9 protein-coding genes and 1 tRNA gene are annotated in these 12507 nt (G+C 62.9%); 5 read left to right on the top strand and 5 right to left on the bottom strand.

All coding sequences use genetic code 11. The annotated features are described in order from the left end of the window. Positions 1-857: 857 nt before the first annotated feature. Positions 858-930, bottom strand: a tRNA-Lys gene (locus AC1AX7_RS09335). A 265-nt stretch (positions 931-1195) separates the two neighbouring features. On the opposite strand from AC1AX7_RS09335, the gene AC1AX7_RS09330 reads away from it, so the two are divergent. After that, positions 1196-2788: a C69 family dipeptidase gene (locus AC1AX7_RS09330; RefSeq protein ID WP_476509808.1), complete on the top strand. Its 1593-nt coding sequence runs from the start codon at positions 1196-1198 to the stop codon at positions 2786-2788. A gap of 175 nt (positions 2789-2963) precedes the next feature. Here AC1AX7_RS09330 and AC1AX7_RS09325 read toward each other — a convergent pair whose 3' ends face one another. Both AC1AX7_RS09325 and AC1AX7_RS09320 read right to left on the bottom strand, forming a co-directional pair. Next, positions 2964-3995 (bottom strand): glycosyltransferase family 2 protein, encoded by a 1032-nt coding sequence (locus AC1AX7_RS09325; protein ID WP_476509807.1) that lies wholly within the window; start codon positions 3993-3995, stop codon positions 2964-2966. Positions 3996-4149: 154 nt separating this feature from the next. Next, on the bottom strand, positions 4150-4986 hold the full coding sequence (locus tag AC1AX7_RS09320) for a TetR/AcrR family transcriptional regulator (RefSeq protein ID WP_476509806.1): 837 nt from the start codon (positions 4984-4986) through the stop codon (positions 4150-4152). A gap of 81 nt (positions 4987-5067) precedes the next feature. Between AC1AX7_RS09320 and ftsY the strand changes: the two genes are divergently transcribed. The 4 genes from ftsY to AC1AX7_RS09300 all read left to right on the top strand — a co-directional run bounded on the left by ftsY (position 5068) and on the right by AC1AX7_RS09300 (position 10530). Next, positions 5068-6396 carry a signal recognition particle-docking protein FtsY gene (gene ftsY / locus AC1AX7_RS09315; protein WP_476509805.1) on the top strand — a complete coding sequence of 443 codons (1329 nt, stop codon included), beginning with the start codon at positions 5068-5070 and terminating at the stop codon, positions 6394-6396. 395 nt (positions 6397-6791) lie between these two features. Then, positions 6792-8087, top strand: a complete 1296-nt coding sequence (locus AC1AX7_RS09310; protein ID WP_476509804.1) for an ammonium transporter — start codon at positions 6792-6794, stop codon at positions 8085-8087. Position 8088: 1 nt separating this feature from the next. Beyond that, a complete protein-coding gene (locus AC1AX7_RS09305; protein WP_476509803.1) occupies positions 8089-8427 on the top strand; it encodes a P-II family nitrogen regulator in 339 nt (112 codons plus the stop codon). Between the two features lie 231 nt (positions 8428-8658). After that, complete coding sequence (locus AC1AX7_RS09300; protein WP_476509802.1) at positions 8659-10530, top strand: [protein-PII] uridylyltransferase family protein; 1872 nt, start codon at positions 8659-8661, stop codon at positions 10528-10530. Between the two features lie 153 nt (positions 10531-10683). Here AC1AX7_RS09300 and AC1AX7_RS09295 read toward each other — a convergent pair whose 3' ends face one another. Further along, positions 10684-12018: an MATE family efflux transporter gene (locus AC1AX7_RS09295; RefSeq protein WP_476509801.1), complete on the bottom strand. Its 1335-nt coding sequence runs from the start codon at positions 12016-12018 to the stop codon at positions 10684-10686. Positions 12019-12096: 78 nt separating this feature from the next. Next, on the bottom strand, positions 12097-12384 hold the full coding sequence (locus AC1AX7_RS09290) for a toxin-antitoxin system antitoxin subunit (RefSeq protein WP_476509800.1): 288 nt from the start codon (positions 12382-12384) through the stop codon (positions 12097-12099). Between the last annotated feature and the right edge of the window lie 123 nt (positions 12385-12507).

Genomic DNA, 12507 nt, shown 5'->3' with positions numbered 1-12507 from the left:
CGAATACATCCACTACTACAACCACGGCCGGGGACAGGCCAGGCTAGGATGGAAAACCCCAAAGGAATACGCACGACAACTAGCCGGCTAAACACGATGTGCGGAATTCGGGGTACACATCACTTTCTCCGGCTGCACCCTCTGACGCTTTTGACCGCCGTCCCCGGCGTGTCCCGATCAAAACCGTCAGACGAAGAGCATCAAACTGGGGTCTGCCGGACCCCCGTTGACGCTTTTGACCGCAACGCGCCGGAGTCGCCGACCAAAAGCGTCAGGGAAAGGACGTCGGATCGGGGTGTGCTGGACCCCGTTGACAGTTTTGGTCGCCGTCCCCGGCGTGTTGCGGTCAAAACTGTCAAATGCGGGGCGCTCGGCCAAGTCATGCTGAAGTCGGTTGACGCTTTTGACCGCTGACCTCGGCGTGTTGCGGTCAAAACCGTCAGACGGGGCGGCCGTGACATACGGTTTGCGGGACCGCGTAGGGCTGTCCTGACACTTTCGACCGCCGTCCCCGGCGTGTTGCGGTCAAAACCGTCAAGATGTAGTGCGCACTGTAGCGGTTGGCGGAGCGTGGAGGCGGTGGGTGTGGAATTGACGGGTGGAATTGACGGGTGGAATTGGCGGGTGGAATTGGCGGGTGGAATTGACGGGTGGATTTGGCGGGTATGGGGTTGATGGGGTGTGAGGTTGCCTGGGTGAGGGGCTGCCTGAGCGTGGGGGCTGATGGGATGTGGGATTGACGGGGTGTGGGATTGGGGCGTTGGCGGGCGTGGGGTCGGGCCGTCAACGGGTGTGTGCCGGCGCATGACAAAAGCCCGAAAACCGTTGCGGCAAACGGTTTTCGGGCTTTCAAGCGGTACCCCCCGTGGGATTCGAACCCACAACCCACGACTTAAAAGGACGCTGCTCTAACCGTTGAGCTAGAGGGGCAACAACTGGCTACTATACAACCGAATGCGAATGATTGGCAAACCGAAACGCCACAACGGTGTCGGCGTGTCGGCGTGTCGGTTTGCGGCATGCGAAACGGCCCGCATCGAACTACATCGAACCGCATCAGATTGCGCCACGCCATGCCGAACCGCGCCACGCCATGCCGAACCGTGCCGCACCATGCCGAACCTGCCGGACCTCGCCAAGCCATTCGACCCCGCCGGTCCCTTGTTCTACAGTGGGGGCTCTACAGTGGGGCATCATGTCATGTACCACCATTCTTGTAGGAAAATCGGCAAGTTACGACGGGTCCACCATCATCGCCCGCGATGACGATTCCGGTTCCGGCCGTTACGACCCGAAGCGTCTTATCGCCGTCAATCCCGAAGACCAGCCGCGCCATTACCGCAGCGTGCTGAGCCACGTCGAAATCGAGCTTCCCGACGACCCCTGCCGCTACACCATCGCGCCGAATGTGCTCGACAACCGTGGCGTCCTCGCCGAAGCGGGCGTCAACGAATACAACGTCGCGATGAGCGCCACCGAAACGATCGCGGTCAACGAGCGTGTGCTCGCCGCCGACCCCCTCGTGGAATACAGGCCCGCGCAGGGCGAGCCGGGCGGCGAAGGCCACTGTGCGGAACAGCCCGGCGGCATCGGCGAGGAAGACATCATCACCCTGGTGCTGCCGTATGTGACGACCGCCCGCGAAGGCGTCGTCCGTTTCGGCGAACTGCTGGAACAGTACGGCACATATGAAGCGAACGGTGTGATCTTCTCCGATTCCGACGAGATCTGGTACGTCGAAACGCTTGGCGGCCACCATTGGATGGCCCGCCGCGTACCGGACGACTGCTATGCGACCATCCCCAACCAGCTCGGCATCGACCGATTCGATTTCGACGACGCGTTCGGCGAACAGCGTGAATACATGTGCAGCGCCGACCTGCGCGAATTCATCGATAGGCATCATCTGGACCGCACCATGCCGCCGGCCGAAGACGGCGACTTCGATTCGTCCGTGATCAACCCGCGCATCGTCTTCGGCACCAGCACCACGAAGGACCACATCTACAACACGCCTCGCGCCTGGTATATGCAGCGCCATCTCAATCCCGGCGAAGACTGGGATTCGCCGAACGCGCGCTACACGCCGACCTCCGACGACATCCCATGGTGCCGTCGCCCGGAAAACAAGGTCACCATCGAAGACGTCGACTTCCTGATGGCCTCGCATTTCGAAGACACCCCATACGATCCATACGGCACGCTTGGCACGGCGGAAAGCCGCCACCGTTATCGCCCGATCGGCATCAACCGCACCGGTCATATGGTCGCCATGCAGATCCGCCCGTACATGCCGGCCGACCATCGCGCCGTAATGTGGGTGTCGTTCGGCTCCGGCCCGTTCACATCGGTCGCCCCGTTCTATGCGAACGTGACCGACACCCCGTCATATCTGCGCGATACGACGCCGGAGGTCTCCACGGATTCGCTGTATTGGACGAACCGTCTGATCGCCGCGCTCGCCGACTCCCATTGGTATGAGACGACGAACATCATCGAGCAGTATGCGGAGGAGGTGCGTGTGTACGGCCATCGTCTGGTGGCGCGCACGGATGAGTCTCTGATTTCGGCCTCCGCGGAGAATGCGGCGGCGCACTCCGTCGACGCCGTTTCGGAAGCCGCTGCGGAAAACAAGGAATCCCCGGCGGTCTGCACGCGTCTGGAGGAGGCCAATCAGGAGATGGGCGAATTCCTGCGCAAGCGTACGACGAAGCTGCTCGGCGACGTGCTGTATACGACCAGCAACCTCATGCACAACTCCTTCGCCCTGTCCGATCGCTGGGTGTGAGCGGAATCGGTGTGGGCCGGCGCGCCCGGTGAAGCGCAAAGCGCCCACTGGAATACGGCAGGAGGGTGATGTCTTATGAAACATCACCCTCCTGAGCGCCGAATCCGTGAGATCGCGCCGGTCCGGCACATTCTCGGGCCGTGTCGGCCCCGGCATTCCCGCGGCCTCGCGCCGATCAGTTGAAGCCCACCACGTGTTCGGCGATGCGGTAGCCCCACCGGATCAGGAATCGGCCGGCCGAGCCGGGCAGGTTCAGCGCGCGCGAGATCAGCTTGCGGCGCACGTCACGTCCGATGGAGGGCGAGGCTTCGCTGATGCCGCGCCACAGCTCGTCCTTGACCTTATAGTTCTCCGGCTTGCGCGAAAGGATCAGGAACACCGACGTGACCGAACTTTCGATCGCAAGGAAATGGATCATGTAACGGTACAGGCCGTCCGGCACGGTGCCGCGTTCCGGCGTGGCCTCGACCATGCGCCGGTTGACCAGCTGCAGCTGATCCACGCGGCGGATCATCACGTCGGTCTGCACGCTCTGCCCGTCGCGTCCGATGAAATAGTGGTACAGCGGGGTGTTCAGGTACATGATCGTCCTCACCCACGGGAACGGCTGATACGAGTAGATGAAATCGACGTAGAACGTGTGCTCGGGCAACTGCATGCCGGAGACGCGCACCACGTCGGTGCGGAAGGTCAGCGCATGCATGATCATGTATTGCGCCACGCTGAAATGCCCCAGGTCGTCCCAGCCGAGCACGCAGCCGGGTTTGATCACGTTCTTGAAATTGACGATGTGTTTGCGGCGCTTGCCGACCTTGTCGTACACGTAGTCGGTGACGAGCAGGTCGAGCGGCTCCTCCGCGTCCTTCTGCGGGCGCAGCGTGGCCAGCACCTGCTCCAACGCGGCCGGTCCGACCCAGTCGTCGGCGTCGACGACTTTGATGTACATGCCGGTCGCCGCCGCGATGCCGGTGTTCACCGCGCCGCCGTGGCCTTTGTTTTCCTGATGGATGGCTTTGACGACGCCCGGCCAGCGCTGTTCGAAGGATTGCGCCATGGCCAGCGTGCCGTCGGATGAGCCGTCGTCCACGACAAGCACTTCGATATCGTCGATGCGGCGCGCGGAGACCAGCGATTTGACGCAGCGTTCCAGATACGTCTCCATGTTGTATGCGGGCACCACGAAGGTGAGCGTTTTGTTCTGCGCCATATTCTTCCTCGATTGTCGGCCGTCGGCTGCCGGCCGTCGGCCTTGTTTTCTTTCTCGATACCAACGTAGCACGTTACGGCTGTGTTATCGAGAGCGCGGCGCCAATCGTTATATTGCGTTCACGAATTGCTTGCCGAGCATGCTTCGCTGCGTTTCAGGATCGCGGCATTCCATCATCCGCAAGACGGCTCGCTCCTTGTGATTGCGCATCGCCTTCGCCGGTTCCATCGTCGGTCTCGAGGCCGCCGTCCGCAATGGCGCAGGCCGCGCTGCCGCCCGCATCGGCGGGCGCCGCATTGGGGGCGGCGTCGGCTGCGGGCTTGTCCTTGTCGTCGGCTTGGCCGGCCTTTTCGGCATTGTGCTGCGCTTTGGCGCCTTCGAAGCGCAGCACCGGCTTGGATTCAAGCCGTGACAGGCCGTGCCATGCAAGGTTGACGATGTGCGCGGCGAGCTGTTCTTTGCTGATTTTGCGCTGGTCGGCCCAATACTGGCCGGTGAATACGGTCATGCCGACCAGCATCTGCGCATAATACGGCACGCCTTTTGACGGCAGATGCTGTCGTTTGAAGGATTCGGCGAGGATCTCCTCGACGCGGACGCTGATGTCGCCCAGCAGGGAGCTGAAGGATCCGGATGGGTCGGTGCTGGGGGAGTCGCGGGCGAGGATCTGGAATCCTTCGGCGTTTTCTTCGATGTACGTCAACAGCGCGAGGGCGGTGCGTTCGACGATGCGGCGCGGATGCGCTTGCGGATCCGACAACGCTTCGATGAGCACACTGGTGAGCGCTTGCATTTCACGGTCGACGATGACTGCGTACAGGCCTTCTTTGCCGCCGAAATGCTCGTATACGATCGGTTTGGAGACTTTGGCGGTGGCGGCGATTTCTTCGACGCTGACGGCTTCGAAACCTTTGGTGGCGAACAGTGATCGCCCGACCCGGATGAGCTGTTCGCGGCGCTGGTATGAAGTCATTCTGGAAGTATTGGCCATGTATTCAGTGTTCCACGCCCTCCGGATGAGCGGCGCCGTCGTGTTGGCCGCGCTGTCCTTTGAAAATTCTAGGCTTGAATCATGGAACCGAATTTGATTATTGGCATTGTGGCCGTCGTCGTGATTGTCGCCGTCGTGGCGATCGCATTGGCTGTACGGGCCGCGAAGTCGAAGAACGATACCGTTGCAGCGATTGACGCCGGATCCGCCGCTGAACAGGCGACGCCGCAATCCGCTTCGGAAAAGGCCGCGCAGGAGCCGGCTCAGGAATCCAAGCAGGAGCCGGGCGTGCAGGCGCCTGAGGATTCCGAGGGGAAGCCCGCGCGGGAGCCGGCGGCGGCTGGAGCTTCTGCGAAGCTGTCCGTCCCGCCGACTCCCGCCGTGTCCGCGCCGAGCATCACGCCGCTCCCCGAACCGGTCGCGGCCGCTCCCGCTTCGGAGCCGACGCCGGAGGCGACCCCGACCCCGGCGGTCGAAGCCCCGGAGCCGGCCGTCTCCCGCATCCAGCGGCTGAGGGCGAAGCTTGCGAATTCCTCGAATCCGTTCGGCAAAGCGCTGTTCGGCATTCTGACGAAGGACAATCTGTCCGAATCCGATTGGGAGGACGTCGAGGATACGCTGCTGCTGGCCGACGTCGGCGCCGAAGCCGCCGAACAGCTGGTCGACGAGCTGCGTAAGGACGCCCGCATCACAGGCAAGGCCGACGCGGGCGAAGTCCGCGAGGCGCTGCGCGCGAAGCTGCTCGATCTGGTCGGCACGGACGTCGACCGCCGTCTGAACGCCGGCAAAGAGGGCGCGAAGAAGCCGAGCGTCATCATCATGGTCGGCGTCAACGGCACCGGTAAGACCACGACCGCCGGCAAGCTGGCCCGCCTGTTCGTGGCCGACGGCAAGAGCGTGCTGCTGGGCGCCGCCGACACCTTCCGCGCCGCCGCCGCAGACCAGCTGCAGACGTGGGGCGCCAAGGTCGGCGTCGACGTCGTCCGCTCCGATAAGGACGGCGCCGATCCCGCTTCCGTCGCCTTTGAGGCCACGGCCAAAGCCAAGGAAAACGATGTCGACGTGCTGATCGTCGACACGGCCGGCCGTTTGCAGAACAAGGCCAATCTGATGGATGAGCTCGGCAAGATCCGCCGCGTCGCCGAAAAGAACCTGCCGGTCGACGAAGTGCTGCTGGTCTTGGATGCGACGACCGGCCAGAACGGCATGGCGCAGGCGAAGGTGTTCGCCGAGGCGATCGGCATCACCGGTGTGGTGCTGACGAAGCTGGACGGCTCCGCCAAGGGCGGCATCGTGATTTCGGTGCAGAAGGAACTGGGCGTTCCGGTCAAGCTGGTCGGCTTGGGCGAAGGCCCCGACGATTTGGCGCCGTTCGATCCGGAAGGCTTCGTGGACGGCATCCTCGCCTGAACGATCCGCCGATACGGCATCGGCTTAACGCATAATTGAATGGATATCGCGATTATTGCAGGCTTGGTCGGATGATATGCCATCCGATCAGGCCTTTCGCGTTTCCGCATATCGTATTGCGGGCCCGCAATCATCGCGGTCCGATCGCCTGCGGCCTGCGTCGCCTGCAATATCGCGATTTTTCCGTTTTTGATGATCCTTTGATGTCTGTCATGTTGCCTGCGCGTTACATTCCATGCCGTTTTACATTGACGTAACCGCCCGTAACGTGCGCAAAATGATGGGAGCGTTTCATAATCAACTGTCACCTCGTATGACGGATGTGCCGGATGGGCGATATTCCGGAGCCGCCGCCTTGGAGGGGAGCAGTATACGACAACGAGAGGAAGGTAGACATGGGAGCGCTTGATTCCGGAAACGCCGCATGGATCCTGACATCCGCCGCTTTGGTGTTCTTGATGACGCCGGGCGTGGCGTTCTTCTACGGCGGCATGGTCCGCGCCAAGGCCGTATTGAACATGCTGATGCTTGAAGCCGGCGCGCTGGCGGTCACGATGATCGTCTGGGCGCTGTGGGGGTGGTCGATCGCATACGGCGGCGACTCCATCGGAGGTCTTTTCGGCGATCCGATCACCGGATTCCTGTTGAAGGATACGATGGTGTCGGACGGTGGCGTGTTCACCGCGACCGAACTGAACGGCAATGACTATCCCGTCAGCCTTGATGTGGCGTTCCAGGCCGCATTCGCGATGATCACCGTCGGGTTGATCTGCGGCGCCATCGCCGAACGCATCAAGTACAGCACCTGGATGATTTTCGTGGCGCTGTGGATCACGCTGTGCTACGCGCCGCTCGCCCACATGGTGTGGAACGGCGGCCTGCTGTCCGCCGACGGCGCGATCTCCCAGGCGATCGGCGCCTCCGCCCATGATTTCGCGGGCGGCACCGTGGTGCATATCAACGCCGCTGTCGCCGCGCTGATGATCGTGCTGATCATCGGCAAGCGCAAGGGGTTCGGCACGCAGCCGTTCCGTCCGCATAATGTCCCGTTCGTCATGCTTGGCGCCTTCCTGCTGTGGTTCGGCTGGTTCGGCTTCAACGCCGGTTCCGCATTCGCCGCGAACGGCACCGCCGGCTACGCCTGGGTGTCCACCTCCCTTTCCGCTGCGGCCGCAATGTTGTCCTGGGGCTTCACCGAGAAGATCCGTTCCGGCCATTACACCGCCATCGGCGCCGCTTCCGGCATGGTCGCCGGCCTGGTCGCCATCACTCCGGCCGCCGACGTGGTCTCCCCGCTGTGGGCCATGGTCATCGGCGCCATCGCCGGCATCGTGACCTGCCTGGCCTGCGGTCTGAAGTTCAAGCTTGGCTATGATGATTCCCTCGACGTGGTCGGCGTGCATGGCGTCGGCGGCGTGGTCGGCACCGTTCTGATCGGTTTCTTCGGCGCCGGCACCGGCCTGCTGGCCGGTGGTGATTGGCGTCAGTTGGCCGTGCAGGTCATCGTCGCACTGGTCGCCATCATCTGGTCCGCCGTCGTCACCGGCATCATCGCCTTCGTCCTGGAGAAGACGATTGGCTGGCGTGTTACCGAAGCCCAGGAAATCGGCGGCATCGATCTGGCCGATCAGGGCGAACGCGCATACGATTTCGCTGGCACCGCCAGCTCCGTGCTTAAGGAGATGAAGTGAAATGAAGCTGATCACCGCCATCATTCAGCCCCACAGGCTTGATTCGGTCAAGGAAGCCCTTGCCGCCGCCGGCGTGCACGGCCTGACCGTGTCCGAAGCGAACGGTTACGGCCGCCAGCGCGGCCATACCGAAATCTATCGTGGCGCCGAATACACCGTCGATCTGATTCCGAAGATCCGCGTGGAAGTGCTGGCCGATGACGCCGACACGTCGACTTTGGTCGATGTGATCGTCAAGGCCGCGGCCTCCGGCACCATCGGCGACGGCAAGGTCTGGGTCACCCCGCTTGATTCCGTCACCCGCGTCCGTACGGGTGAAACCGGTTCCGCCGCCATCTGATAGGCCTGTTCGGCATAGGGGCGTCCCGAATACATAGGCGGAGCAATGGCGATCCCCGCGTCCGAACGATTGAAGACGCGGGGATCGTCCGTTTCACGTGAAACATGCACATCGTGCGTTGCGGGTCATATGCGGCACACGTATCACGCGCAGCGATCACTGCGATCGCGGCGATCGTAGGAATCGCGCCAGTCGCGGCAATCGTGTCAACCACACTCTGAAAGAACGGCAATGACAGCCTGCACCATAGGCGAGTTGAAGCAGCGGCTCCTCGCGGTCAGCGCGCCCGATACCGACGGCGTCTACCGCAATGGCGCGGAAAAACGCGCGGCGCGCGTCGAGCTGGCCATGCGGGCGTTACGTGATTTGTGGAGGCAGGCCTGTGGACAGGTGTCGTTCGACGTGCCCGGACAGGGCGTCGGCCTGGCCGCGGTCGGCTCGCTGGCTCGCGGCCAATTCGGCCCCTCCTCCGATCTGGATCTGGTGCTGATCCACGACGGCCGCGCATTGAACGAGCGGCACCTGACCGAATTGGCGAACCGCCTGTGGTATCCGATTTGGGACAGCGGCATCGGTCTCGACCATTCGGTGCGTACGCGTGCCCAATGCGAATCCGTCACCGACGGCGACCTGCCTGCGGCGGTGGGCTGGCTTGACGTGCGGCCGATCGCCGGTGACGCCGATCTGATTGAATCCACTTCCGCCTCCATCCTGGAGCGTTGGCGCAAGGCCGCGCGGCGGCGTATGTCGGAGCTGACGCGATCCGCAGAAACGCGGCTGGACCGCTTCGGCCGACTGCCGTACCTGAACCAGCCCGACATCAAGGAAGCGCGCGGAGGCCTGCGCGACGTGACGCTTGTGGCCGCGATCGCCGCATCCTGGCTGGCCGACCGTCCGCATGGCCGGTATGATGACGCCGTCGAAGCGATGCTTGACATTCGCGACTGTCTGCATCTGGTCGCCGGCAAGGACACGAATCTGCTGCTTTCCGCATATCAGCCGCGCGTCGCCGCCATGCTCGGCCTCGCCGACCCGACCCTGCCCGAAGAGGAACGGCAGGCCCGCGCAATCGAAGACCTGCAGACAAGAATCGCCCGACTGGGCCGCTGCGTCGCCTTCGCCCTTGACGACACCGCCTCGCGTGCAGGCCGCTCTCTGACGCATGTGCGCCCGCGCTTCGCATTCTTCCAATTGGCGACGCGCATCATCTCCCCTGCCGCGGCGCCTTCCGTCACCGCGAATATTCCCAATCGTGAAGCGCCGTCGTTCGATGTCGTCGCGCCCGGCGTCGCCCGACATGACGGCGAAATCGTGCTCGCGCCGACCGCCGGTCCGTCAGACGGCCGTCCGCTGGCGTTGCGCGTCGCCGTCGCCGCCGCGGACAATCATCTGCCGATCAATATGGGCACGCTGCGCAACCTGTCGCATCATTCCTCCAGCCTCGACGGATGGAATGAGGATTCGCGCGAATCGCTGATACGTCTGCTGGCCTCCGGCCCCGAACTGGTTCGTGTGTGGGAATCGTTGGATTCCGTAGGAATCCCGGAACAGTGGATGCCGGAATGGGCGGCGATCCGCAATCGTCCCAGCGCCTCCGCCGCGCATCGTTACACGGTCGACCGGCATAGCGTCGAAGTGGCGTCGCGTTTGGGGGAGCGCGCCCGCCATTACGATGCGCATCGCTGTACTGCATTGCTGCTGGCCGGCCTGCTGCATGACATCGGCAAGCGCCCGGGAGTCGCCGACCACGCCGCTGAAGGCGCGCGCCATGCGCAGGCTGTGACGACGCGTATGGGATTCGATGATGACGTCGTGCAGTGGGTGACGCTGCTGGTGCGTGAGCATCTGACATTGTCGGAATATGCGACGGGACGCGATCCGGATGATCCGCGGTCGGGCCTGGAATTGGCGATGCGTTTGGACAACGATCCGATTCTGCTGGATATGCTTTATGACCTGACGCGTGCGGACGGTTCCTCATTGGGGGCGACTGCCGGCGAAACCATTACAAAACGATACGGGTGGAGCGCATGGCGCGAACGATTGGTCGCGACGATGGCGGACGCCGCACGCCGCAGCATGACCGTCGTGCAGGATGTGTGATGAGATGTGCGATAGGGCGTGCGTCGGTGACGTTCGTGCGTTGCAGTTGTCCCGTAATGGATTGGACATGGAGTGGGGCGCAACAGAATGTGTGACAGGCGTCAAAACATGTGGCTGGGTGGCACTGTCGCGCGTCCGATGGAAGACGCTGCGTTATGCGTGTATCCAGGCATCCGTGCGCACGCGCAATCCGTTGAATATCGCGCGTACACCGATGAACAGCATATTCAATGCCGCCCACAGTACGGCCATGCGCGTCATATTCGACATGGCAAATGCCGCATCGATCCGGCCGATGCCTGCCAGTACCGGCAGGTATAGCGCCGCCGTCGTCACGCATCCGACGGCAAGATAGCGGTAATCGCCGGCGCCGATCAGTATGCCGTCCAAAGCCCACATCCAGCCGCCCAGCGGCAGGAAAACGCCCAGGATCATCATGCCGATGCCGATCAGCCGCTGCACTTCAGGATTCGGCGAAAACAGCGGGGCGGCCACGAAGCCGACGATGATCAGACCGATGCCGATGATGACGCCGCCCATCAGGCCCGCCCGTCCGGCGGTGCGCGTCATCCGTATCGCATCATCGCGTCTGTCCGCTCCGATTTCGGCGGCGACCAGCGTCTGGCCTGCGATGCCGATGGCGTCCAGCATGTTGATGACGAAATTCCAACTGGAATTCACCGCCTGATATGCGGCCAGCACATGCGTGCCCATATGCGTGGCCAGAATGACGGTGCCGACCATGCAGGCGCGCAGCGCCAACGTTCGGACGAACAGGATGGAACCGCCGCCCGCGCTGTCGAGGATGCCTTTGAGACGAGGCCGCCAGTCGGCGCCGTCCGCGCGGCACCACAGCATCGCGGGCGTGATCAGCATCGCCGCCATCAGCCATTGCGCGATGAGCGTCGCGATGCCGGAGCCGGCGATGCCCCATTGAAAGCCGACGACGAAGAGCAGGTCGAGAACAATGTTGGCGATTGCGCCGGTTACGGCGGCGATCAGCGTGACGCGCGCCTTTTGCAGCCCTCGAAAAATGCCGTTCGCCGCATAGACCAGCAGCATGCCGGGAAGTCCGAAGATGACGGCGCGCACGTATTGCGTTGCGGCGTCGAGCACGTCGCCGCGCGCGCCCATGGCCATGCACAGCGGGGTCGCGCAGAGGAACATCGCGACCGATATGACGATGCCGAGGATCGCGGCCAGCCACAGGCCGTCGATTCCCGCTTCGAGGCCTTCGCGTCGGCGGCCTGCGCCGAGCGGTTTCGCCACCTGTGAGGTGGTGTTGTAGGCGAGGAACACGCATAGGCCGACGGTGGTCAGGATGATGGTCGAGCCGACGGAAAGGCCGGCCAGCGCGTCATCGCCGACATGTCCGACGATGGCGGTGTCGATGAGTATGAACGTCGGCTCGGCGATGAGCTGCCCGAATGTCGGCAATGCCAGTGTGAATATCCTCGAGGTATCTGTCGCTGCTGAACGCCGTCCCATGCCTCACCACTATATGGTCGCCGTCATATATGTCGTCGACCGGCTCCCATACCGGCATGCCGTCATATCGGCATACCGTCACGTCGTCTGCCGTTCCAACTCCCGATGGCACGCTTCCCGCATGATGTCGGCAAAGCTGATGCCGCGTCGTTTTGCAGCCGCTCTGAGCGCGTCGGCGTCATCGCCTGGCGGGCGGAACGTGACCGGAACCATCGGCTCCTCGTATAGCGATGGACGTCCCAATGGTTTGTTGGTGATAAGCTCGCCCGGCGTGCCATGATGGATGCCGTTGTCGGCATCCTCATCCCAACGGTCAATCATCTCGTCGGTGATTTCGATACCGCCCTTAGCCCTGTATTTGCTCATTGATGTGTACCCCGAATTCCGCACATCGTGTTTAGCCGGCTAGTTGTCGTGCGTATTCCTTTGGGGTTTTCCATCCTAGCCTGGCCTGTCCCCGGCCGTGGTTGTAGTAGTGGATGTATTCGT

This window comes from Bifidobacterium sp. LH_449, assembly GCF_056356755.1.
The sequence above is the reverse complement of the archived record's forward strand: the minus strand, read 5'-3'. Positions and strand labels throughout refer to the sequence as shown.